This is a genomic window from Pseudarthrobacter defluvii, assembly GCF_030816725.1.
In the GTDB taxonomy this organism is placed as follows: domain Bacteria; phylum Actinomycetota; class Actinomycetes; order Actinomycetales; family Micrococcaceae; genus Arthrobacter; species Arthrobacter defluvii_A.
This window is the reverse complement of record NZ_JAUSYG010000001.1, coordinates 3662385-3683858: the sequence shown is the minus strand read 5'-3', so window position 1 is coordinate 3683858 and position 21474 is coordinate 3662385. Positions and strand designations below refer to the sequence as shown.

Genomic DNA, 21474 nt, shown 5'->3' with positions numbered 1-21474 from the left:
CCCTAACGGGAGCTGTTAGGGACCACAAGTGATGGAGCATCCGGGGGTTTGGATAGGGTGGAGGGCATGCCTTCCTTCCAGACCCGCCTCAAGATCACCGGGCTTCGGCCGGGCAATCCGCCGGAATCCGTCATGGACGCGGCGGTGGAGGCGCTGGGGACCCGGCACCACGTGGAGGCGCACCAGCTCCAGCTTGCCGGGGGCGTGCCGCAGCTGAACCTGCGCTTCCTCGTGGAGGCAACTGAATACAGCGGCGAGAACCGCCAGGCGGTGGAGTCGGCAGCCATGATGCGCGACGCCGTCGAACGCGTTGCGCTGACGGGCTCGCTCAGCGTGCTGCGGCGCAGCCGGGGCAAGTGGCTGCCCGTCTAGCCTGCGTCCGGGATAGGGTCGTCTTCGACCGGCGAGCGGTCACCGCGCCGGCGCGTAACGATGATTCCCACAACGGCGCCGATCACCAGGCCCACGGCCACGCCGATGAGGGAGCTGGCCCAGAACGGCAGCTTGGTGGTGGATCCGGTGAAGTAGCCCAGGCCCACCAGCCAGCATGCCCACAGCACGGCGCCCAGGCCCGCGCACAGGCTGAAGCCGCGGACGGAAACGTTGGCCACGCCGGATGCCGCCGAGGTGGCAAGCCGTCCGCCGGGAATGAACCTGGCGCCGATGATGGTGCCGTACGTTGAGGAACGGCCGGCCTTGGCCAGCGCCGCATGGATGCCGCTGTGGACCCGCCGGCCCCACTTCCACCGGTCCAGCACGTGGCTGAGGCGGCGCCGGAAGAGGTGGAACACCACCATGTCGCCCAGCCAGGACGCCACGGCCGCGAGTACCAGCACCAGGAACACGTTGGCCCGGCCGTCCGCGGACAGTGCGCCGCCGGTGATCACCAGCATCTCGGAGGGGATCGGCGGAAAAATGGCATCGCCAATCACTACGGGGATGACCCAGAAATAGAGGGCCGTCCCCCAGCTGTCAACGCTGCCGAAGTCCATTGCCACAAGGTACCGCACTTGCGAAACTGGCGGCATGCGGATCTCGGTTCTGCAGGGTGACATTACGCAGCGGCGGGTGGATGTGCTGGTGAACGCCGCCAATGCGTCGCTGCTTGGCGGCGGGGGAGTGGACGGTGCGTTGCACCGCGCTGCCGGGCCGGAGCTGCTGGCTGCCTGCCGGGAGCTGCGGGCAACCGGTCTGCCGCACGGCCTCCAGACCGGAGCCGCAGTGGCGACACCTGCTTTCCGGCTGCCGGCCCGCTGGGTGATCCACACTGTGGGGCCGAACCGACACGCGGGACAAACCAACCGGGCGCTCCTGGTGTCCTGTTTCAGCGAGAGCCTGCGGCTGGCCGACACGTTGGGCGCCCGGGAGCTGGCCTTTCCCGCCGTGGGTGCCGGAGCCTACGGCTGGAGCGCAGCTGCCGTGGCGCAGGCGGCGCTCGATGCGGTGGCCGGATTCCGGGCTGCACACTCGGACAGCGGGCTGGAGCTGGTGGAGTTCGTGCTGCGCACCGCCGAGGTTGAGGCCGTGTTCAGGGACGTGCTCGCACCACTTCGCTGAGCTCCAGGCTGCTGCGGTACTCCACGGGCTTTCCCGAGATCGGGTCCGTGAACTTGATGCCGCGGGCCAGGAGCTGGAGGGTCTTGGTGTAGTCGTCCGGGGCCTTGTCCAGCAGGTCGGGGTAGAAGGCGTCGTTCACGATGCCCAGCCCCAGTGAGGCCATATGAACGCGCAGCTGGTGCGTCTTGCCGGTGTGCGGCTCCAGGCGATACCTGGCCAGGCGCTCCGTGCCGCCGTCGGCACCGTGTGGCGTGCCGCCGTCGAACGTTTCCAGCCGTTCAATCCTGGTTTCAGCATTCGGCTCGCCGTCAACGACTTCCGCCAGCAGGTAGCTGCGCGACTTGGTCATCCGGTTGCGGACCACCACGGGAAATTCGACGGCGGGGTGCCCCGGCGCCGGCTCGGCGGCGGAGACACACTCATACTCCTTCTGCACCTGCCGCTTCTCGAACAGTACCTGGTACCTGCCCCGTGTTTCCGGGTTGGTGGAGAAGAGAAGGACCCCGGCGGTCATGCGGTCCAACCGGTGCATGGGGATCAGGTCCGGCAGGTCCAGCTGGTTCCGCAGGCGCACCAGGGCCGATTCCTGGATGTAGGTACCGCCCGGCGTGGTGGGCAGGAAGTGCGGCTTGTCCACCACCAGCAGGTGCTCGTCCTGATGCAGGATGCTGATCTCCACCGGCAGCCGCGTCTCCGGGGGCAGCGTGCGGTAGTACCAGATGAAGGTGTGGTCCTCGAGCCTGGTGTCCCGGCTCAGGGGTACGCCGCCCTCGCCAACGATCTCGCCGGCGTCGAACCGGTCCTCGATGCCCTGCGGATCGATGTGGCCCCAGCGGTGCATCATGTAGTCCATGGCAGTGTCCCAGGGCCCTTCCTCCGGCAGGCGGAGGCGGGTGGCGTTGACGCCGTCGCGCACGGGAAGGGGGGATTGCATCACCGGTCCATTCTACCGGCGCCGGATCGGCCGCCCTTCGCCTCCGTTCTTCCGATCATAAAAAAGTTCTTGACAAGAAAAGTTGTCGGTCAGCAGAATGGAGGCATGCAGGACATCGCAGTCATCGAGGACCCGGCCGCGGCCGAGGCGTCACTGGACCCCATCCGCACCCGGATCCTGCAGGAGCTGGTGCAGCCGGGCTCAGCCACCCAGCTGGCGGTCCGCGTGGGCCTGCCTCGGCAGAAAGTGAACTACCACCTCAAGGCGCTTGAGCGGCACGGCCTGGTGGAACTGGTCGAGGAGCGGCGCAAGGGTAACGTCACTGAGCGGGTGGTGCAGGCCACGGCGGCCTCGTACCTCATCTCACCCTCGGCACTGGCGGCGGTCTCCCCGGACCCGCGCCGGTTCGCGGACCGCTTCTCCGCCTTTTGGCTGCTGGCTCTGGCGGGCCGGATGGTCCAGGAGATGGGCAAGCTCATTGCGGGGGCTGCTGCTGCCCGGCAGAAGCTGGCAACGTTCGCGCTCGACGGCGACATCACCTTCCGTACCGCCGCGGACCGTGCCGCTTTCGCCGAGGAGCTCGGCGTGGAGGTCACACGGCTGGTGGACAAGTACCACGACGGCGGGGAGTCACCACAGGGGCGCCGGCACCGGCTCATCGTGGCGCTGCACCCCGCGCTTAAAGAGACCAGTGCGGTCAAGGCAAGCAAGGAATCCGATTCAGGCAAGGAGCAGGACAAATGAACCGCAAGCGGGACTTCGAGATCGTTCACGACACTGAACTTCCCGGCACTCCCGAGCGGGTGTGGGAAGCCGTCACCAACGGGACCCCGGCGTGGATGTTCCCCACGGACCAGTGGCCGGACGTCAAGACCGTGGAGGAATACCCCCGGCACCTGGTATCGCGGATGGACGGCCCGGACGGCTGGTTCAACCAGCTGGAGCACGTGCTGGAACCGGTCGACGGCGGCCGCGCCCGGCTCCACTACGTCCACAGCGGCATCTTCGCCGACAACTGGGACCAGCAGTACGACGGCGCCCGCCGCCACACCGAGTTCTACCTCCACACCCTTGGCCAGTATCTGCAGCACTTCGATGGCCGGCCCGTGGTGTTCACCGACATCCAGGGCCCCGCCGGATCCCAGGCGCCGGACGGCTTCACCCGGCTGCGGGAGGCCCTGGGTGTTGGCGCTGCCGGCCAGGGATCACGGGTTGATGTGGAGCTCGACGGCGTGGGGCGGCTCGCGGGCGAGGTGGACTTCTCGAATGAGCACTTCCTGGGCGTGCGCACTCCTGACGCCCTGTACCGGTTCTTCGGCCGGAACGCGTGGGGTGCCCCCGTGGGCATGACGGTGCACGACTTCAGCGGCGCCGGCGATTCCGACACCACGGCCAAGGCGTGGAGCGGATTCCTGGAGCGCGCCAACGCCTGATCTCCACGTGGTCCGGGCAATGGCAAACGGCGGTTTGGTGGGAAAGTGGAGTCATGACCCGCAGACTGATCCAGCTTTTCACCGGCCTCGCCCTGTACGGCATCTCCCTGGCCATGTTCATCCGTGCCGGCCTGGGCCTGGATCCCTGGGACGTCTTTCACCAGGGATTGGCCAACCGAACCGGGCTCAGCATCGGCGTTGTGGTCATCATTGTGAGTTTCCTGGTGCTGCTGCTCTGGATCCCGCTCCGGCAGATGCCTGGTTTCGGGACCCTGTGCAACGCCATCCTGGTGGGGGTGTTCGCGGACATCGGGCTGGCCCTGCTCCCACCGGTGTCCCACCTGGCAGTCCAGATAGTGCTCCTCGCGGGGGCAGTGCTGGTGAATGCCGTTGCCTCTGCCTGCTACATCGGAGCCGGCTTCGGACCGGGCGCCCGCGACGGGCTCATGACGGGTTTGGCCCGGCGGACCGGATGGACCGTCAGAGTGTCACGCACGCTCATCGAGGTCACGGTCCTGGCGGCCGGCTGGCTGCTCGGTGGTTCGGTGGGCGTGGGGACGGTGGTCTACGCACTGGCCATCGGCCCCCTGGTGCACCTGCTGCTGCCTCGTTTCACGGTGCCTGCAGCGCCGCGGAAAACCAGCAAGGAAAGCAGCGCCGCGAACTGTTGACGGCGGCGTGCGGCACTGAGCAGCACTGAACGGCGGGGACACATCCGGTGGGCCGCGTCAGGTGGGCGCGGGCTGGCATTTCGGGCAGAAGTAGATGTCGCGTTCCTCCTCGCCGTTGGGCTTGCCCAGGAGTCCGCGCCGGATGGGTGTGCCACATTTCAGGCACGGCCGGTGTTCCCTGCCGTACACCCAGTAGCCGGGCCGGCCGGCCATCCTGCCCACCGGCATGCCCCGGGCGTTGAGGATGGTGACGCGGCGGCCGGGCCCTAGATTTACTTCCAGGAGCTGCTTGGCGTCGGTCATCATGGTCCGCAGGTCGGCCACCCCGGAGACAGGGGTGGCGGGATGCACCCCTGACAGGAAGCACGCCTCGCACCGGTAGATGTTGCCGATGCCCGCCAAGTTTCGTTGGTCGAGCAGTGCGACGCCCACGGGGACCTCTGGCCGGGAGCGGATGCGGCGTTCGGCCTCGTCCAGGTCCCAGTCCGGGCCCAGGAGGTCCGGGCCGAGGAATCCAACAATGGAGTCCTCGTCGGCTGTTGCCACTACTTCCACAATGCCAAGGGAAAAGCCGACGGCGTCTGCCGCAGCTGTGCGCAGCACGCACCGGGCGGTGAACCCTGGCTTCCGCCACCTGCCGCCGGGCGGGTAGACCTGCCAGGCGCCTTCCATCTTCAGGTGTGAGTGGATGGTCAGCCTCCTGTCCTCCGGGCTGACCACCCGCATCAGCAGGTGCTTGCCACGGGGGACTACCTCGTCCACGGTCCAGCCCGCCAGGTTCAGGGTGGCGAACCTGGGCACCCGGAAGTCCGACGCAGTCAGGGTCTGTCCCGCCAGGGCCTGGTGCAGTTGGTGGGCGGCCCGCCAGACGGAGTCACCTTCAGGCACGGATCCTCAGTCCCTTCGGGGTGGAGTAGGCGCCGGCGGAGCTGAGCGCAGCTGCCACCGGCGTGTCCAGGAGGTCGTGCCCGTTCACCTTCTCCATGATCAGCTTGTCCACCGCCCCGCGCGTGACGACTCCCACCAGCGCGGCACCCGCCGCCGCCAGGACGGAATCATCATCGCTGAAGGCCAGCAGCGTCTTTCCGCCGCGCTCCACATAGAGCACCAGCGCACCGTCCACCAGCACCACCAGCGCCCCCGCTTTCCGGCCCGGCCGGTGCCCGGTGCCGGCGTCCTCCTTGAGCGCCGGCCAGGGCAGGGCGGCACCGTAGGGGTTGGCGGGATCAGTGGCGGCGAGGGCCAGGGCCACGGGTTCGGGCTTGGCCAGCTGGGTGTCCTCCGAGTAGGAGCGGAGCCGGTCAACGGTGGCGGGAACCGCGAACTGGGCGGCGCCCAGGTGCTCGATGAAGTAGCCGCGGCGGCAGCGGCCGGCTTCCTCCAACCGCGCCAGCACCTTGTACATGAGCCCGAAGCCGCCAAGGATCTGTTCCGCCATAACCGAACCCCGGGTGACTACGCCGTAGCGGTCCAGCAGGAGTTCGGCGGTGGCGCGGGCGTGGATGGTGGGATCGAGCTCGGGTTCGGGAAGGGCGGACCAGCGCCCTGCGGCGGTGGGCGGAGTGGCGGCACCTTGCGTCCCGTACCGGCCCCCGGCCAGCCCGGGGGACCCCATCAGGCCGGTGCCGTGGGAACGGCCCAGCCGGCTCAACCGGGGTGCCCTGGCGCGCGGCGCCCGGGCCACCTGCCGGTGTGCGGTGTGGCCGCCGGCAATCAGGGCCCGGACGGGGGCGAAGGTGTCGCCGGTGATCCTTCCGGCCCACGCAAGATCCCAGAGCGCGGCCACTACTTCCTGGTCGCTCAGGACGGCGTCCATGCCGCCGGCGATCTCGGTCAGTTGCCGGTAGAAATACCCCCCGCCGTTGTTGCGCAGATGGTCCAGGAGCCGCTGGGCCGCGTCCCCGGGCTCGAACTCCGGCGCGGGGTTGAGGGTGAGTTCCGCCGAATCGGCCAGGTGCAGGCTGATCCAGCCGTCGTTGCCGGGCAGGGCGCCTGCGCCGGACCAGAGCACCTCACCTGCGGCCATGAGTTCGTCCAGCATGGCGGGCTGGTAGTCGGACACGCGCGTGGCCAGCACCAGGGGCTCCCATGCCGAGGCGGGAACCGGTACCCCCGACAGCTGGTCAACGGCGGTGATGATGCCGTCCAGTCCGCGCAGCGAGGGCTGGCCGCGGCCGCCGCCCGGGGTTCTGACGTGCTGCCACGCGGGCAGGAACCGTCCGTAGGCGGCCGCATCCACGGGCTCCACTTCGGCGCGCAGGGCGGCCAGGGAACGACGGCGGAGCCTGCGGAGCACCTCGGCGTCGCACCATTCGCTGGCGATGGCGTGCGGGACATCCGGTGCCGGGGCCTCGCCCGGGGGCGGCACCACTTCATCGGTTGGCTGTGCTGGTTTTTCGGTTGCTTGTGCTGCTTCACCGTCAGCCGGCGCAACGGCGGCACGGTGGCCGGCTTCCAGCAGGCCGCTGACCTGCAGTGCGGCGTCCGCCTGCACGTTTCCAGCCAGCCCTGGTGCACCAGCCAGCCTTGATGCAGGGGGTGCAGCTGACGGCGGGGTGACGTGGGGCCGGAATTCGCCCTCCACCACGCGGCCGTCCGCTGCCAGCCGTTTCAGCGCAGTACCCACTACGGCGACGCCCAGGCCGAGCCGGGCGGCTGCCTCGGCCGCGGTGAAGGGGCCATGCGTCCGTGCATACCGGGAGACAAGGTCGCCCAGGGGGTCGGCGACCGGTTCAATGAAGGCCAGCGGAACACCCATGGGCAGCGGCACACCGATGGCGTCACGCAGGCGGGCTGCATCCTCCACGGCTGCGAAACGTTCAACCCCGCCGATGTTGACCTTGATGGCGCGGTTGGCACGCTGCAGGGCGGCAAGGTGGGCTGCCGCTTCCGCCACGGTAGCGGCGCTCTCGGCAGGTGTGGCCTCCACGTCCGCCTCGGTTTCAACCACGCCCTGTTCCACCGCCGCGCCCTGCGAAACCGCCGCCTCCTGCGACACCGCCGCGCCCTGCAACCGCGCCGCCGTTTCCTCAGGCGCCAGCGGACCCAGCAGCCGCAGCAGGTCCGCGACGCCCTCCATGCCGCGTGCCCGGCGGTCCGGGGCCAAGCGCTGCAGTTCGCGCTCGGTGGCCTCGATGACCTTGGCATCCAGGAGCTCGCGCAGTTCCACCCTGCCCAGCAGTTCGTTGAGGAGGGTGGAGTCGAGGGCAAGGGCGGCGGCGCGGCGCTCCGCGAGCGGGGAATCGCCCTCGTAGAGGAACTGGGCAACGTAGCCGAATAGCAGGGACTTGGCGAACGGTGAGGGCTGCTGGGTGGTGGTCTGCAGGATCCGCAGCTCCCGCCGTTCCACGGACGCGGCGATGTCCTTCAGAGCCGGCAGATCGTAGACGTCCTGCAGGCATTCGCGGACCGTTTCCAGCACGATGGGGAACGTGGGATATTTCCGGGCCACATCCAGCAGCTGCGCGGACCGCTGGCGCTGCTGCCACAGGGGCTGGCGCTTTCCGGGGGTCTGGCGGGGCAGCAGGAGCGCGCGGGCAGCGCATTCCCGGAACCGCGACGCGAACAGGGCGCTGCCGCCCACCTCGGCGGTGACGATCTGCTCCAGTTCCTCCGGATCGAAGAGGAACAGTTCGGCGCCCGGTGGTTCGTCCTCCATCATGGGCACCCGCAGCACGATGCCGTCGTCTGCCGCCATGGCCGAGCCGTCAAGCCCGTAGCGCTGGTGGAGCCGCTGGCCAACGGCGAGTGCCCACGGTGCGTGCACCGGCATGCCGAAGGGGCTGTGCAGGATCACGCGCCAGTCGCCGAGTTCGTCGTGGAACCGCTCCACCACCAGGGTGGTGTCGCTGGGGACTACTTCCGTGGCCTGTTTCTGCTCAGTCAGGTATTGGATGAGGTTGTTCGCCGCGAAGTCGTCCAGCCCGCTGGCCTTGCAGCGCTCGGTGGCAGGGCCGGCGTCGGACGCGGAGAGCTCGCGGACGAACGCACCCAGGGCGCGGCCAAGATCCACGGGCCGCCCGAGGGAGTCACCTTTCCAGAACGGAAGTTTGCCAGGTTGCCCGAAAGCGGGGGAGACCAAGACACGGTCGTGCGTGATGTCCTCGATCTTCCAGCTGGTGGCGCCCAAGGCAAAGATGTCGCCCACCCGTGACTCGTAGACCATCTCTTCGTCCAGCTCGCCCACGCGCCGGCCACCCTTGGGCGCGCGGGACGGCTTCCCGTCCTCGGCCGGGGAGGCGGCCCCCTCCTGCTCGGTGCCGATGATGTAGACACCGAACAGGCCACGGTCGGGAATGGTGCCGCCGGACGTGACGGCCAGCCGCTGGGCGCCGGGCCGCCCCTCGATGGTGCCGGCGTTGCGGTCCCAGATGATGCGTGGCCGGAGCTCGGCGAACTCGTCGGACGGGTAGCGGCCCGCCAGCAGGTCCAGTGTGGCTTCGAAGGCTGAGCGTGGAAGGGAGGCAAATGGTGCCGATCGCCGGACCGTGCTGAACCATTCCTCCACGTCGATGCTGCCCAAGGCCGTGGCGGCCACGGTCTGCTGGGCAAGGATGTCCAGCGGGTTGGCCGGGATGCTGAGCCGCTCGATCTTGCCGTCCAGCATCCGTTCAACGGTGATGGCCGTATGGACCAGGTCTGCCCGGTGCTTGGGGAAAAGGACGCCTTGGGAGATCTCGCCCACCTGGTGCCCGGCGCGGCCCACCCGCTGGAGGCCGCTGGCCACGGACGGCGGTGACTCCACTTGGACCACCAGGTCCACGGCACCCATGTCGATGCCCAGTTCCAGGGAGGATGTTGCCACCACGCACCGCAGCCGCCCCGACTTGAGGTCGTCCTCGATGAGTGCCCGCTGGTCCTTGGAAACGGAACCGTGGTGGGCACGGGCAAGCACCGGGTCAGCCCCCGCTGAGCTGCCGGCCTGGGCCATCATGTGCGCCGGCGTGGCCGTTGACGCGGGAACGCGCGCCGCCTCCAAAGTGCCGGGCCCGTCCCCTCCCGGAGGGGGGTCGTCCCAGCCGCCGCCCACCGCGATGAGCTGGCGCTCGGCGTAGATCTCATTGAGCCTGGCGGTCAGGCGTTCGGCCAGGCGCCGGGAGTTGGCGAAGACGATGGTGGACTGGTTGGCCAGGACCAGGTCCACGATTTTTTCCTCCACGTGCGGCCAGATGGAGGCCTGCGGCTGGAGCCCGGACGCGGGACCGGAATCGAATGCTCCCGCGGCGCCCTGCAGGTCCGACATGTCCTCCACGGGCACGGAGACGGTGAGGTCCCAGTTCTTCCTGGCCGGCGGCGCCACGATTTCCACGGGAGCCGAACCGGCAAGAAACTGGGCCACGAGCTCCTTGGGCTCCACCGTGGCGGAAAGCCCGATGCGCTGTGCGGCTTTGGGCAGCAGCGCGTCCAACCGCTCCAGGGAGACAGCGAGGTGTGCACCGCGTTTGGTGCCGGCCACGGCGTGGACCTCATCGATGATGATGGTGTCCACCTCGGTGAGCGTCTCCCGGGCCTTGGAGGTGAGCATGAGGAACAGGGACTCGGGGGTGGTGATGAGGATGTCCGGCGGGTTGCTCAAAAGGGTGCGGCGGTCCGCGGCGGGAGTGTCCCCGGACCGGACCCCCACCGTGATCAGCGGTGCGGGCAGTCCCAGCCGCTTGGCCGTTTGGGTGATGCCGATCAAGGGGGACCGGAGGTTGCGTTCCACGTCCACGCCCAACGCCTTGAGGGGTGAAATGTAGAGGACGCGGGTCTTGCGCTTGGGTGCCCGGGTCCGCTTGCCCTTCGCGGGCGCCTCGGCAGCAACAGGCTCGGGTGCGTGGGACTCCGACGCCAGGAGCCGGTCCAGCGCCCAGAGGAACGCCGCCAGGGTTTTTCCGGAACCGGTTGGAGCCACCACCAGCGCGTGCGAACCGGAGGAGATGGCGTTCCATGCCCCGGCCTGCGCAGGCGTTGGCTCGGAAAACGCGCCGAGGAACCAGTCCCGGGTGGGCCGGCTGAACTGGCCCATGGGTGCGGCCGCGCCGGAACCACCGCTGCCGGCAGGACGCTGTTCCTGGTTCATGCCTCCATCATGCCCCAAGGCACCGACAGCCAACTCCGGGGCGGCGCAGTGTTCCGCCCCGAGCCGAATTCCCAGGGCTCCAGCCGAATTCCTCGCTCAGGCAGGTCCGGCCTCCGGCAGGTCCTTGGTGGCCGGCCCCTCCAGGAGCTTGCCCTCGTTGGTGAAGCGTGAACCGTGCAGCGGGCAGTCCCATGTCCCTTCGTTGTCGTTCCAGTGCAGGATGCCGCCCAGGTGGGTGCATACTGCCGACAGCCGGCAGGTGGTTCCTTCCACCGTGGACACCGCCACCGGCCGGTTGCCGTCACGGTACACCTTGCCCTGCCCCTCAGGCGGGGTGGCTGCCGCAGAAGGACCGGTGGCCACGGGAACAGGGGGCTGTTCCGTGCCCCGTTTCGGGCCGTCGAGCTTCCGGCCCTCGGCGGTCACCTTTCCCCAGTCCGAAGCCATCCGCGCAGCCACGCCGGCATTGAGCGCGACGGCAGAGAAAGCACCGGCCGGCGAGGTGATGCGGTGGTGGATGGTGTCTGCCCAGGGAACCTGCCCGCCGAGGATATCTGCTGAAATGCCCAGCGCGGCGGCCACGGCATTGGTCATTCCCCATTTGTTGTAGCCGGTGCCGAAGTAGATCTGCCCCTTGCCGCGGGGGAGTTTCCCAAAGAACGGCATGAGGTTGGTGGGCATGTAGTCCTGTGCGGACCATGTATGGGTGGCGACGGCGCCTGGGTAGTGTTGCCCGGCCCAGTCGAGCAGGCCGCTGAGGTGTGCCTTTTCGGACTCGGTGCGGCCCACTTGGTGGCCGTGGCCACCGACCAGCAGCAGGTTCCTGCCGTCAACCTCGTAGTCGCGGAGGGAGTGGGTGGGCTGCTCAACGGAGATGTACATCCCGGGCGGAGGTGCCTGGTCCTCCTGAAGCTGGAGCGCTGCGGCGTAGGAGCGGCTCGGCTTCAGCTTGGCGAAATAGAGGCCGCGGTCCAGGACGGGGATGCCGGTGGCCAGGACCACCTTGTCAGCCCTGACGCTGCCCCGGTCGGTGCGGACGGCAGAGGGGGAATCCCCGGTCACGTCGCGGAGGCGTACGCCGCTGACGATCCGGCCGCCCCGGCTGCGGATATCCGCCACCAGCGCGTCGAGGACGTCCATGGGGTTGATCTGGGCCTGGTTCGGCATGCGCACGGCGCCGTGGACCGGAAACGGCAGGCCGGCGTCACGCACATAGTCCATGTCCAGCCCGGCGGTGGTGGCGGCGCTGATCTCCTCCCGCAACTTCTCAGTGCCCTGCGCGGAGGCGGCGTAGGTGTAGGCGTCGCGGCGCTGGAAGGGGACCTTCTGTTCCTCGAGGTACCGCAGCAGCCATGCCTGTCCTTCCCGGTTTCCGTCAACGTAGGCCTGCACCTGTTTCTGTGAGTACTGGCGGGCGAGCTGGGACAGGAACGTTCCCTGCAAAAGGGTTACTTTGGCCGTGGTGTTGCCGGTGGTCACGGCGCCGGGATGGCGGGCCTCCAGCACCAGCACGCTCTGCCCGGACCTCGCCAGCAGCAGGGCCGTGACCAGGCCGGTGAGGCCCGCGCCGGCCACCACCGTGTCGTATCTGGTGTCCGGTTCGAATGGATCAGATGTAAAGGGGTCCCTGCGGTCCAGCCAAATCGACGTCATGCCAGTTCAAACCTGCCTCCGGTTCAGGGCCTTCACAGGCCACTTTGTGATGGGTCTGTTATGGACCCTTACTATCCGCGGCGGATTTGCTAAGTATACTTACGATGTCGGGGTTTAAGTCTACGGTCGAGAATTACTGGTCACGCATCACCCGGCAGCCAGAATGCATCAACGACACAAGCAGGAGAAATCATGACAACCATGAATTCCGGCGGTCGCACCGTAGGCCGGACCAATATCCAAAAAGCCACCCTTGCCGTAGGCGTGGTCTTCCTCCTGGTAGGGATCCTGGGGTTCATCCCCGGCATCACTTCCAACTACGAATCCCTTGGCTTCGCTGGACACGGATCCGGCGCTATGCTGCTGGGCATTTTCCAGGTTTCGATCCTGCACAATATCGTCCACCTGTTGTTCGGCGTCGCCGGTATCGCCATGGCGCGCAGCGTCCCGGGCTCCAAGAACTACCTGGTGGTCGGCGGCGCCATCTACCTTGTGCTGTGGCTCTACGGGCTGCTCATCGGCCAGGACAGCGGGGCCAACTTCGTCCCGGTGAACACGGCGGACAACTGGCTGCACTTCGTCCTCGGAGTCGCCATGATCGGTCTGGGCGTGGCCTTGTCCCGCGGCCGGGCGGGCGCAGGCCGGACCACCACGGCAACCCGGTAACAACCACCCAGCGCTAAAATCAAGGTTGCACCGCCGCCGGGACGGAAAACGTCCGACGGCGGCGCAACAGTACTGAAGGCGGCCCGGCATGATTGCCGGGCCGCCTTCAGTCATTTCCTGGAGTGGTTGCCGCGTCAGGCGGCCTGGAATGCTCCGATGGAGAGCAGGGCGATCTCCGCATTGCTGCAGGCCGTGGTGGGCTGCGGGATGAACAGTGAGTCGGTGTCCTCCGGCGGGTAGACCCGGTATCCGGCGGCATCCACCGGTGAGCAGCCCTGGTAGTTGCGGGCCTGCGTGTAGCGCAGTACCGCGGTGCCGGTCTGGCCCGGGGCCAGCAGGACGTCCACGACGCCGGCGGAATCATCGCGGGTTGCCGGTGCGCCGATGGGTTCGCCGGCGGCTTCCGCCACCAGGGAGACGCCGGGAAAGCCCCTGAGGATGCAGGGCTCGGAGCCCTTGTTGGTCAGGTTCAGCTTCATGTAGACGCTGCCCGCCGCGCCCCCGCCCGATGCATCGGTGGCAGCGGTAAGGCCGGCTGCCTTGCACAGGCCCGGTGCGCCTGCCGAAGTGGTGCTGGGAGCCGGGGATGACGGCGTGGACGTGGCCGGTGCCGAAGACGCCGGAGCCGGCGTGGTGGCCGACGGGCTGGCGGACGCGCTGGCCTGCCCGCTGCCGGAGGGAGACGCCGTTGTTTGGGACTGCGGCTGGCTTGCACCGCACGCGGTGAGCAACAGCGCTGCCGCTGCGGCCGCCGTCGTCATAACCAGCCCTTGGGGAATTTTCTGAGACCTCATGGCACCACCTTCGCGGTAGCCGTTGCCCGCGTCAACGATGCCGCATGCATGAGGGCAATTTGATGCCCGGATCGTGATGATCCGGGCATCAAACAGGTCCCCTACTTGGTGTCGGGAGCCTGCCGGCGGACCGGGTCCCCGGCCGGCGCAGGACGGGCGGTCCTGCTCCGGACCAGGGCCGCCCCGCCAAGGACCAACCCGCCCAGTCCGGCGGCGAGGCCTGCCCAGCTACGGGCGTCCGCGCCGCTGTCCGTCACGGCCGCTGCCTGTTCCGTTGCCGCGACGGCGTGCGCGTCCGGGCCTGCGGAGCTGAGGCTGTCCGAGCCGGTTGCGCCGTCGCCGGCGGCCGCCGTGATGGTGATCGAGGGAGCGGGGGCCTTCAGATCGTGCGGGTCCTGGCCGTCGGCTGCGACCTGGGACCAGTCTGTCTGGCCGCTCTCGCACGTCTGCAGCGTGGGGAAGTGCAGGGTGGTGCCGGCAGTGTCCGGCAGGTGCACGGAAAGGACCAGGGCGTCGCGGAGTTCGGGGCTCAGCGGTGTCTTGGCCGTGTAGACAATCCGGCTGGTCCGCTTGGTGATGCTGGAACCATCAGGCAGTTTCCGGGGTTCGGTGAACTGCTCGGTCACCTTCTCCGCGGTCCAGTTCGGGTTGACGGTGGGTTGGGCATCATTCAGTTCCTGCGGCAGCGTGATGGCCACTTTCGTGGTGGGGGACGTGTCGCAGCCGTGGGGGATCCCGAACGTCAGCAGCGCGTAGGAGCCGGCGTCAGTCTTGTCCGGTGTCACGCCGACGTGGGCTGAGGCGCCGCCTGCCAGGGCGAGCAGGAGTGTGGCTGTGCCGGCGGCGGCTGCTGAGGTTCTCAGGGTACGGCGAAGGAAGGGGGTGGTCATGGGTTGCCTTTCTGGCGCACGCCTCCAGCGGAGGGTGCAGGGTTCTGTGGTCCCGGAAGCCGGGCGGAGGGCCGGCGCGGGGGTGTTAGAGGGAATGCACGACGACGGAAGGCGGGCCGCGTCTGCTGTCCTGCCGCAGGTTGCGCCAGGGGGAGCGGCGCAAGGGAGAGTGCGTGAACTGGCCGTCCAGGCGTACGGCGGGGATGGGGGCCAACGGGCGGGGAAGCCCGGCGAAAGGCCTGAGCCAGCCGGCCAGTGTCCACAGGGCTGTTTCGCCTTTGGCGAGCAAGAGCGCGCAGCCCAGGGTCGCCGCCGCGTGGGAGGCCAGCATCAGCGGCGCCAGTCCTGGATCCGCGGGGCTCAGGTGTTCGGCAAGGGGAGCGAACCCATGGAACGCAGCCAGGTTGTCGCCGTGCACGTGGCCAGAGTCCGTCCCGGCCGCCGTGGCGGGAAGGGGAGCGGAGAAAGCGGTGAGGAGTTCGTGCAGGGCCAGTTGGCCGCCGCCAAGGAGTGCGGCAAGGGCCGGGAAGGAGAGCCGAAGCCGGGTGGCAACAGTGCTGGCCAGTGCTGTCAGCACCAGCACGGCCAGGAGGATTCCGGGAGCGGGCAGCCGGCCGCCGGCGGCCACGTGGGCACCGGCGGCCAGGGCCAGGGTGCCGGTGGCCAGGGCCGAGGCGCGCAGGAGGTGGAAGGGTGCCCGCCGGAGGGGACCATGCATGGCTGCACCTCCTGCTGTCAGCGGCACTGCGGATCGCACGGCCGGTTCTGCTTACTGGCCCGGAGCCGTGGCTCCGGCCCTCCAAATTCTACCGGTGCTTCAGCCGGTCTCCGGGCCGGCGTTAGACTGCGTGCGTACGTGTTGGCGATCGAAGGAGAAGTTTATGGACTACACCGGAAGCCAGTCGGAGAAGGCCGTTCCCGCCGGGGAACTGGGCCGCAGCCATATTGGGCAGACAATCACTTTCCAGCCGAACGAGTTCACGGTGGTGTTCGGCAAGCTCGCCGGAATCGCACGGACGGAGGCCATGGTCTACCTGTCCCTGACAGGGGTGGGAAGCGGCACGCACCTGAAGGATGAATACGACCTGCCGGCGACCCACGAGGTCTTCGTGCCCGTGGACGTCATTTCCAACGCGGAGTCCACCATCAAGGACCTGTTCGGCAAGGTCCAGGAGAACCTGCGCGGCGCCGGCCACAAGGGTGGCGAGGACCGCACAGACCGGCTCTAGCCTGGTTTCGAGCGTAAAAGGGAAGGGCGGCATCCCCAGGGTGCCGCCCTTTTACACCCATAGTCGTGGGCATTTCGCTTTTCTTTGAAGGGGTATTCATGGGCAATGAAGCTACATGGCAAGAAGTGGTCACGCAGGGCCGTTTCGCGGGCAAGACCGTCATCGTCACCGGTGCAGGTTCAGGCATCGGGAAGGCAACGGCACTGCGGGTCGCCAAGGAAGGCGGCCGGGTGGTTGCCGCCGACATCAGCAAGGAACGGTTGAACGAGCTGGTGGAGCAAAACACGGGACTGGACCTGGTTCCGGTGGCAGGTGACATCTCCACGGAGGAAACGGTGGCAGCGGTGGTTTCGGCCGCCGGCGGCAGGGTTGATGCTCTGGCGAATGTTGCCGGCATCATGGACAACTTCGCGCCGATCCACGAAGTGGACGACGATACCTGGGAGCGCGTCTTCCGCATCAACGTCACCGCCCTGATGCGGCTGACCCGCGCGGTCCTGCCGCTGATGCTTGAGGCCGGAACCGGTTCGGTGGTCAACGTCTCCTCGGAGGCCGGCCTGCGGGGTTCCGCCGCCGGCGCGGCCTACACTGCGTCGAAGCACGCCGTGGTGGGGCTGACCAAGAATTCAGCGGTGATGTACGGGCCCAAGGGCCTGCGGTTCAATGCCGTTGCCCCGGGTGCCACCATCACAAACATCGTGGCCAACTGGGGATCGCAGCTGGCGGCCGAGCGGCTGGGCCCGCTGATGCAGGCCAACATTCCCGCGCCCGCCACGGCCGCCCAGCTCGCCGCGTCGATCACATTCCTGCTGAGCGATGACGGCACCAACCTCAACGGCGCCATCCTTGCGTCCGACGGCGGGTGGTCGGCACTGTAGCCGTTGCCGGCTAAGCTGCCTGGCGGCTTTAGGCAGGCGGACGACGGCGGGACTCCCGCCGTCGTCCGTTTGTCTTAACGCCGGCCCGCTCAGGCCGCTCGGGCTGGGTGCCTAGATCCAGGCCGGTGCCGGGGGCGCGGGGGTAACCGATCCGCCGTCGCGCTGTGCCGTGGTGCCATCCGTGCCGCGGCCGGTGGCCCACTGCGCAATGGCGGCCAGGGAGCCGGACACCACGGTGGGGGAGGAGGCTGCCCTGTCACCGAAGACCAGCGCAGTGGGCTGCCCGGTGACTTCGACCACCAGGTCCTTGTCCGTGCCGCGGGCGTGCCAGGCGCCGGTGATGTCCGTCAGCAGCCGGGCCAGCACAGCCTCCGGGATGTCCTTGAACGTGGCCCCGTTGTCCAGGTCCACGGCGTGCACCCACACCTCCCGGGTCCGCATCCACACGGTTTCCTCGGCAGGAACCACGCGGCCCTGGACGGTCTTGACCTTGTGGTGCCAGGAATCCGCGGGCAGGTCGCGCCATTCCACGTTGAGGTGCACGGCGGAGTGGTCGAAGAGGTTCCGCAGAGCGATGGGACTGAGCGTGGCGCCGAAGTCGATTTCGTGGTTGCGGACCTCCACCGAGGGGTACATGGGGGTTTCCACGCCGGTGGCTGCCCATTCGACCAGCCGTGCGACGGCCCGCGCGTTGTAGCCCACGTGGGCTACAACATGGCGGCGGGTCCAGCCCGGCAGCAGCGAGTCCCCGTCCAGTTCCGCGTCCGTGAGTTCGTTGAGCTTGCGGGCGAAGAACGCGGTGCCGCGCCGGGCCTGCAGGAGCCCGTCGAGCAGGACTGGATCGGTGGTCTGGTCGTGCCGGGCAACCATCAGGCTTCCTTGACCACGCGGTTGGTTAGCTGGCCCAGGCCCTCGATGGTGGTCACCAGGACCTGGCTTTCCTGCAGGTAGCGCTTGGGGTCCTGGGCGTGGCCCACGCCGCCGGGGGTGCCGGTGGCGATCACGTCGCCCGGGTTGAGGGTGATGATGGTGGAGATGTAGGAGACCAGGAACTCCGGGGTGAACACCAGGTCCGAGGTGGGCGTGGACTGCTGGACTTCGCCGTCCACGGCGGAGGTCATCAGCGGGCCGGCGGTGAACTCGTCCTTGGTGACCAGGGCCGGCCCGAACGGGGTGGACTTCTCCCAGGTCTTGCCCTGCAGCCACTGGATGGTGCGGAACTGGTAGTCGCGCATGGAGACGTCGTTCAGCACGGAGTACCCGGCGATGTGCTCAGCGGCTTCGGCTTCGGGGATGCGGCGGCCGGTCTTGCCGATGACGACAGCGAGTTCGGCTTCCCAGTCCACGGTGTCCGATTCCTGCGGCAGGGCCAGGTCGTCGTTGGGACCGATCAGGGATTCGGCGTACTTGGCGAACAGGGTGGGGTGCTCGGGAACTTCCCGGCCCATTTCCTTGATGTGGTTGCGGTAGTTGTGGCCCACGCAGATGATCTTGCCGGGGGAAGGCACGACGGCGGCGAGGTCGGCGCCGTCCAGGGCGTGCGTTGCGCCGTTGGCCCCCTTTGCCGTGGCTTCCCAGTTGGGGTCCTTCAGCAGGGCCCCGACGTCGGAGAAGCCCGGGATCTCGGTGAGGGTGTCGCCGTCCTGGCGGACCGCTGCGGTGCCGCCGTTGTCGAGGCGGAGGGTGAGGAGTTTCATTACTTGGTGCGTCCTTCGATGTAGGTGCGGTTGAAGTTCAGGCGCTCAAAGATGGGGGCGTCGCTGAACCGGAACAAATCAAACTCCGTTTGTGAACCAGCTTCTGCCTGCAGGGACCAGGCTGCCCAGGACGGGACCACGAACAGGTCGCCCTTGGCCAGGACCCTTGTTTCGCCGTTGAGGGTCACGGTGCCGGTGCCTTCGAAGACCTGCCAGACGCTGGAGCCCACCTCGCGGACGGTCTCGGTCCAGGCGCCGGCCCGCAGGCGGTGGAACTCCGCGCGGATGGTGGGCATGACATCCCCGCCGGTGGTGGGGTTGGTGTACCGGATGGCGGCGTGGCCCTGGGAAACGGTGGCGGGGTGGCCCTCGTCCTCCAGGAGCAGTTGCTCGCGCAGGGCGGCGTCGGTGTACTTCCACCGGTACGCGGCGATGGGGGAGTTGGTGGTGTTCTCCAGTCCGGAGAGCGGGCGCAGGCCGGGGTGGGCCCAGAGCCGCTCGGACCGGGAGATGTCGGGGGTGGCCTCGTCGGTGACGCGCTCGGTGCCGAACTCGAAGAACCCGGCGTCGGCGTAGTGGACGAACGGGATGTCCAGGCCGTCGATCCAGGCCATGGGCTCATCGGTGTCGTTGTGGTGGCCGTGGAAGTTCCAGCCCGGGGTGAGCAGGAAGTCGCCGCGGGACATGCGTACGGGATCACCGTTCACCACGGTCCACACGCCCTCACCCTCGACGACGAAGCGGAAGGCGTTCTGGGAGTGGCGGTGCTCGGGGGCGGTTTCGCGGCCGCCCAGGTACTGGATGGCAGCCCAGAGGGTGGGGGTGGCGTACGGGGTGCCGGCCAGGCCGGGGTTGGCCAGCGCGATGGCCCGGCGCTCCCCGCCGCGGCCCACGGGCACCAGGTCCCCGGCACGGGCAGCCAGCGGGTACAGGTCATCCCACCGCCATACGTGCGGTACGGCCTTGGGGGACGGGACCATCGGCATCAGGTCCGCGATCTCGGTCCACAGCGGGATCAGGTTTTCCTTGTTGAAGTCCTTGTACAGCTGCTCAAGCTGGGCAGCCTCCTCGGGGGTGGGCTCGGGAACGTGGTGTTCCTGCGCCACGGATTCGTGCGTTTGGTTTTCAGCGCTGATGGACACTGGCCTTCTCCTTGCGTGCGGACTGACTGCGACGTGGATTCGACCTTAAGGAGCGCGGGCCTGTGATCTCCAACATATTCTGTCTGACAGAATTTGCAGCCTGCGTGTCCTGCACAAGACCCTCAGTTTCCTGCCGAGCCGTCCACCGGATTGGCTGCGATGTCCAGCTCCAGCTGGCGCCGGGTTTCCATCATCACGCCCACCAGCCCTGCGTCGAACAGCGGCCGGAACCTGGCTACCGGGGTGGCCACGCACCGCAATCGCGGCAGCGGCCGTGGCCGCCATCGGATTGCTGGTCCTGGTGACCGGGCCGCCCGTCGCCGTCGTCTATTTCATGCTGGTGCTTGCCGGCGTGGGAACCCATGGCACCCAGTGCCTGATCATCGCCGCCGTGGCCAGCCACTACCCGGCGCACCTGCGCGGCACCGCCCTGGGCTGGGCGCTCGGCGTGGGCCGGATCGGGGCCGTGGCCGCACCGCAGGCCGGCGGGCTCCTGCTCGCAGCGGGCCTGGGCGTCAACTCGAACTTCCTGGCATTTGCCGGAGCAGCCGCAGCGGCAGCAGTCCTGATCGCAGCAGTCGGCATCAAAATCAAGAAATCAACAGCAGTAGGAGTTTCCAATGTCTAACGTCAAAGCGTCCACCGACGTCCTCGTGGTGGGCGGCGGCATGGCCGGGCTCGCCGGTGCGCTGGCGCTGCGCGAGAACGGCGCCGACGTCACCCTGGTTGAAGTGGCCCCCGCCTTCGGTGAAGTGGGCGCAGGCCTGCAGATGGCCCCGAACGCCTCCCGTGTCCTCAAACGCTGGGGCCTGCTGGAGAAGGCGCTGGAAATCGGCGTCCAGCCCAAGCACCTGGTGTTCCGCGACGCGATCACCGGCGAGGAACTCACCCGGCAGACCCTGGGCGGCGAGTTCGAGGAGCGCTACGGCGCCCCCTACGTGGTGATCCACCGCAGCGACCTGCACCGGATCCTGCTCGAAGCCTGCCAGGAAGCCGGCGTCACCCTGGTGAACGACGTCCTGGTGCAGAAAGTGGAAACGGACGGCGACCGGGCCCGCGCGTACAGCGCCAAGGGTGAAGTCTTCGAAGCCGACGCCATCCTGGCTGCCGACGGACTGAAGTCCACCCTCCGCGGCACCGTTGCCAATGACGGCCCCGTCAACTCCGCCTACGTGGCGTACCGCGGCACCGTGCCCATCACGGAGGAGACCCCTGCGGCCGACCTGGAAGACGTGATCGTCTACCTCGGCCCGAACTGCCACCTGGTCCAGTACCCGCTCCGGAAGGGCCAGCTGCTCAACACCGTGGCAGTGTTCAAATCCCCGTCGTTCGAACGCGGTGAAGAGCAGTACGGCGGCGTGGACGAACTCCAGGCGGCCTACAAGGACTGCGTCCCCGCCGTGCAGGAAGCCCTGAAGAACCTGGCCACGGGCATCCGCTGGCCCATGTACGACCGCAACCCCATCGAGAACTGGGTTTCCGGCCGGATGGCTCTCATTGGCGACGCCGCGCACCCCATGCTGCAGTACCTGGCCCAGGGCGCCTGCCAGGCGCTGGAGGACGCGGCAGTGCTGCAGGATGTGGCCAGCAACCGCGTGTTCACGCCCGAAGGGATGGACGCCGGTGCCTGGGAAGCTGCCTTCCGCGACTTCAACGATGCCCGCGCAGCCCGCACCGCCCGCGTCCAGCGCACCGCCCGCATCTGGGGTGAATCCTGGCACGTGGACGGCGTGGCCCGCGTTTTGCGGAACATGCTGTTCAAGAGCCGCGGTGACAACAACTTCCAGTACAACGACTGGCTGTACGGCCGCGATGAGCCCGGCGTTCCCGCCGAGGTGCCGGCCGGCGCCAAGCTCGTGGGGGCCTAAG

Annotated in this window: 22 protein-coding genes and 1 pseudogene; 11 read left to right on the top strand and 12 right to left on the bottom strand. The window is 68.3% G+C overall.

What is annotated here, in order from left to right:
* Positions 1-66: 66 nt before the first annotated feature.
* A complete protein-coding gene (locus tag QF031_RS17105; RefSeq protein WP_307430874.1) occupies positions 67-372 on the top strand; it encodes a hypothetical protein in 306 nt (101 codons plus the stop codon).
* Here QF031_RS17105 and QF031_RS17100 read toward each other — a convergent pair.
* A complete protein-coding gene (locus tag QF031_RS17100; protein ID WP_307430871.1) occupies positions 369-992 on the bottom strand; it encodes a DedA family protein in 624 nt (207 codons plus the stop codon). The two genes, QF031_RS17105 and QF031_RS17100, sit on opposite strands and share 4 nt — an antisense overlap.
* A 34-nt stretch (positions 993-1026) precedes the next feature.
* Here QF031_RS17100 and QF031_RS17095 point away from each other — a divergent pair, with 34 nt between their 5' ends.
* Positions 1027-1557 (top strand): O-acetyl-ADP-ribose deacetylase, encoded by a 531-nt coding sequence (locus tag QF031_RS17095; protein ID WP_307430868.1) that lies wholly within the window; start codon positions 1027-1029, stop codon positions 1555-1557.
* On the opposite strand, the gene QF031_RS17090 is transcribed toward QF031_RS17095, so the two are convergent.
* Positions 1529-2491: an RluA family pseudouridine synthase gene (locus tag QF031_RS17090; RefSeq protein WP_307433446.1), complete on the bottom strand. Its 963-nt coding sequence runs from the start codon at positions 2489-2491 to the stop codon at positions 1529-1531. The genes QF031_RS17095 and QF031_RS17090 overlap by 29 nt on opposite strands.
* A gap of 105 nt (positions 2492-2596) precedes the next feature.
* On the opposite strand from QF031_RS17090, the gene QF031_RS17085 reads away from it, so the two are divergent.
* From QF031_RS17085 to yczE, 3 genes are read left to right on the top strand one after another with little or no spacing between them, the layout of a single operon-like run.
* Positions 2597-3235 (top strand): winged helix-turn-helix domain-containing protein, encoded by a 639-nt coding sequence (locus QF031_RS17085; RefSeq protein WP_307430865.1) that lies wholly within the window; start codon positions 2597-2599, stop codon positions 3233-3235.
* On the top strand, positions 3232-3924 hold the full coding sequence (locus QF031_RS17080; protein WP_307430862.1) for an SRPBCC domain-containing protein: 693 nt from the start codon (positions 3232-3234) through the stop codon (positions 3922-3924). The genes QF031_RS17085 and QF031_RS17080 overlap by 4 nt, the downstream gene beginning before the upstream one ends.
* A 53-nt stretch (positions 3925-3977) precedes the next feature.
* The gene (gene yczE / locus QF031_RS17075) at positions 3978-4595 is read left to right on the top strand and encodes a membrane protein YczE (RefSeq protein WP_307430859.1); all 618 of its coding nucleotides are present in this window, start codon (positions 3978-3980) and stop codon (positions 4593-4595) included.
* Positions 4596-4652: 57 nt separating this feature from the next.
* Here the strand turns inward: yczE and QF031_RS17070 are convergent, their stop codons facing one another.
* The 3 genes from QF031_RS17070 to QF031_RS17060 all read right to left on the bottom strand — a co-directional run bounded on the left by QF031_RS17070 (position 4653) and on the right by QF031_RS17060 (position 12309).
* Entirely contained in the window at positions 4653-5483 is an 831-nt protein-coding gene (locus QF031_RS17070) for an Fpg/Nei family DNA glycosylase (protein WP_307430854.1), read from the bottom strand.
* Complete coding sequence (locus tag QF031_RS17065) at positions 5476-10656, bottom strand: Lhr family ATP-dependent helicase (protein WP_307430851.1); 5181 nt, start codon at positions 10654-10656, stop codon at positions 5476-5478. Before QF031_RS17065 ends, QF031_RS17070 begins: the two co-directional genes overlap by 8 nt.
* A 96-nt stretch (positions 10657-10752) precedes the next feature.
* The gene (locus tag QF031_RS17060; RefSeq protein ID WP_307430848.1) at positions 10753-12309 is read right to left on the bottom strand and encodes an FAD-dependent oxidoreductase; all 1557 of its coding nucleotides are present in this window, start codon (positions 12307-12309) and stop codon (positions 10753-10755) included.
* A gap of 192 nt (positions 12310-12501) precedes the next feature.
* Here QF031_RS17060 and QF031_RS17055 point away from each other — a divergent pair, with 192 nt between their 5' ends.
* The gene (locus QF031_RS17055) at positions 12502-12975 is read left to right on the top strand and encodes a DUF4383 domain-containing protein (RefSeq protein ID WP_370874525.1); all 474 of its coding nucleotides are present in this window, start codon (positions 12502-12504) and stop codon (positions 12973-12975) included.
* Between the two features lie 134 nt (positions 12976-13109).
* On the opposite strand, the gene QF031_RS17050 is transcribed toward QF031_RS17055, so the two are convergent.
* Positions 13110-13523 (bottom strand): DUF4232 domain-containing protein, encoded by a 414-nt coding sequence (locus QF031_RS17050; protein WP_307433441.1) that lies wholly within the window; start codon positions 13521-13523, stop codon positions 13110-13112.
* Between QF031_RS17050 and QF031_RS17045 the strand changes: the two genes are divergently transcribed.
* Positions 13516-13761, top strand: a complete 246-nt coding sequence (locus QF031_RS17045; RefSeq protein WP_307433438.1) for a hypothetical protein — start codon at positions 13516-13518, stop codon at positions 13759-13761. The two genes, QF031_RS17050 and QF031_RS17045, sit on opposite strands and share 8 nt — an antisense overlap.
* 109 nt (positions 13762-13870) lie before the next feature.
* On the opposite strand, the gene QF031_RS17040 is transcribed toward QF031_RS17045, so the two are convergent.
* Positions 13871-14659, bottom strand: coding sequence for a YcnI family copper-binding membrane protein (locus QF031_RS17040; RefSeq protein WP_307430845.1), 789 nt, complete (start codon positions 14657-14659; stop codon positions 13871-13873).
* Positions 14660-14744: 85 nt separating this feature from the next.
* On the bottom strand, positions 14745-15377 hold the full coding sequence (locus tag QF031_RS17035) for a hypothetical protein (protein WP_307430842.1): 633 nt from the start codon (positions 15375-15377) through the stop codon (positions 14745-14747).
* 163 nt (positions 15378-15540) lie between these two features.
* Between QF031_RS17035 and QF031_RS17030 the strand changes: the two genes are divergently transcribed.
* Entirely contained in the window at positions 15541-15888 is a 348-nt protein-coding gene (locus QF031_RS17030; protein ID WP_307430839.1) for a hypothetical protein, read from the top strand.
* Positions 15889-15986: 98 nt separating this feature from the next.
* Positions 15987-16766, top strand: a complete 780-nt coding sequence (locus tag QF031_RS17025; protein WP_307430836.1) for an SDR family NAD(P)-dependent oxidoreductase — start codon at positions 15987-15989, stop codon at positions 16764-16766.
* Positions 16767-16877: 111 nt separating this feature from the next.
* Here the strand turns inward: QF031_RS17025 and QF031_RS17020 are convergent, their stop codons facing one another.
* The 4 genes from QF031_RS17020 to QF031_RS17005 all read right to left on the bottom strand — a co-directional run bounded on the left by QF031_RS17020 (position 16878) and on the right by QF031_RS17005 (position 19856).
* Positions 16878-17636 (bottom strand): maleylpyruvate isomerase family mycothiol-dependent enzyme, encoded by a 759-nt coding sequence (locus tag QF031_RS17020; RefSeq protein ID WP_307430833.1) that lies wholly within the window; start codon positions 17634-17636, stop codon positions 16878-16880.
* Entirely contained in the window at positions 17636-18463 is an 828-nt protein-coding gene (locus QF031_RS17015; protein ID WP_307430830.1) for a fumarylacetoacetate hydrolase family protein, read from the bottom strand. The genes QF031_RS17020 and QF031_RS17015 overlap by 1 nt, the downstream gene beginning before the upstream one ends.
* Positions 18463-19605: a cupin domain-containing protein gene (locus tag QF031_RS17010; protein ID WP_307430827.1), complete on the bottom strand. Its 1143-nt coding sequence runs from the start codon at positions 19603-19605 to the stop codon at positions 18463-18465. The genes QF031_RS17015 and QF031_RS17010 overlap by 1 nt, the downstream gene beginning before the upstream one ends.
* A 122-nt stretch (positions 19606-19727) precedes the next feature.
* Entirely contained in the window at positions 19728-19856 is a 129-nt protein-coding gene (locus tag QF031_RS17005) for a hypothetical protein (RefSeq protein WP_307430822.1), read from the bottom strand.
* Positions 19857-19858: 2 nt separating this feature from the next.
* Between QF031_RS17005 and QF031_RS17000 the strand changes: the two are divergent.
* Both QF031_RS17000 and QF031_RS16995 read left to right on the top strand, forming a co-directional pair.
* Positions 19859-20233, top strand: a pseudogene (locus QF031_RS17000) (MFS transporter); the annotation flags it as partial.
* The gene (locus tag QF031_RS16995; RefSeq protein WP_307430819.1) at positions 20226-21473 is read left to right on the top strand and encodes an FAD-dependent oxidoreductase; all 1248 of its coding nucleotides are present in this window, start codon (positions 20226-20228) and stop codon (positions 21471-21473) included. The pseudogene QF031_RS17000 and the gene QF031_RS16995, both read left to right, overlap by 8 nt.
* Position 21474 lies beyond the last annotated feature (1 nt).

Bases quoted from the DNA above. Each gene is read 5' to 3' on its own strand.
- QF031_RS17105 (WP_307430874.1), top strand. From the start codon at position 67: ATGCCTTCCTTCCAGACCCGCCTCAAGATCACCGGGCTTCGGCCGGGC.
- QF031_RS17100 (WP_307430871.1), bottom strand. From the start codon at position 992: ATGGACTTCGGCAGCGTTGACAGCTGGGGGACGGCCCTCTATTTCTGG.
- QF031_RS17095 (WP_307430868.1), top strand. From the start codon at position 1,027: ATGCGGATCTCGGTTCTGCAGGGTGACATTACGCAGCGGCGGGTGGAT.
- QF031_RS17090 (WP_307433446.1), bottom strand. From the start codon at position 2,491: ATGCAATCCCCCCTTCCCGTGCGCGACGGCGTCAACGCCACCCGCCTC.
- QF031_RS17085 (WP_307430865.1), top strand. From the start codon at position 2,597: ATGCAGGACATCGCAGTCATCGAGGACCCGGCCGCGGCCGAGGCGTCA.
- QF031_RS17080 (WP_307430862.1), top strand. From the start codon at position 3,232: ATGAACCGCAAGCGGGACTTCGAGATCGTTCACGACACTGAACTTCCC.
- yczE (WP_307430859.1), top strand. From the start codon at position 3,978: ATGACCCGCAGACTGATCCAGCTTTTCACCGGCCTCGCCCTGTACGGC.
- QF031_RS17065 (WP_307430851.1), bottom strand. From the start codon at position 10,656: ATGAACCAGGAACAGCGTCCTGCCGGCAGCGGTGGTTCCGGCGCGGCC.
- QF031_RS17060 (WP_307430848.1), bottom strand. From the start codon at position 12,309: ATGACGTCGATTTGGCTGGACCGCAGGGACCCCTTTACATCTGATCCA.
- QF031_RS17055 (WP_370874525.1), top strand. From the start codon at position 12,502: ATGACAACCATGAATTCCGGCGGTCGCACCGTAGGCCGGACCAATATC.
- QF031_RS17040 (WP_307430845.1), bottom strand. From the start codon at position 14,659: ATGACCACCCCCTTCCTTCGCCGTACCCTGAGAACCTCAGCAGCCGCC.
- QF031_RS17035 (WP_307430842.1), bottom strand. From the start codon at position 15,377: ATGCATGGTCCCCTCCGGCGGGCACCCTTCCACCTCCTGCGCGCCTCG.
- QF031_RS17030 (WP_307430839.1), top strand. From the start codon at position 15,541: ATGGACTACACCGGAAGCCAGTCGGAGAAGGCCGTTCCCGCCGGGGAA.
- QF031_RS17025 (WP_307430836.1), top strand. From the start codon at position 15,987: ATGGGCAATGAAGCTACATGGCAAGAAGTGGTCACGCAGGGCCGTTTC.
- QF031_RS17020 (WP_307430833.1), bottom strand. From the start codon at position 17,636: ATGGTTGCCCGGCACGACCAGACCACCGATCCAGTCCTGCTCGACGGG.
- QF031_RS17015 (WP_307430830.1), bottom strand. From the start codon at position 18,463: ATGAAACTCCTCACCCTCCGCCTCGACAACGGCGGCACCGCAGCGGTC.
- QF031_RS16995 (WP_307430819.1), top strand. From the start codon at position 20,226: ATGTCTAACGTCAAAGCGTCCACCGACGTCCTCGTGGTGGGCGGCGGC.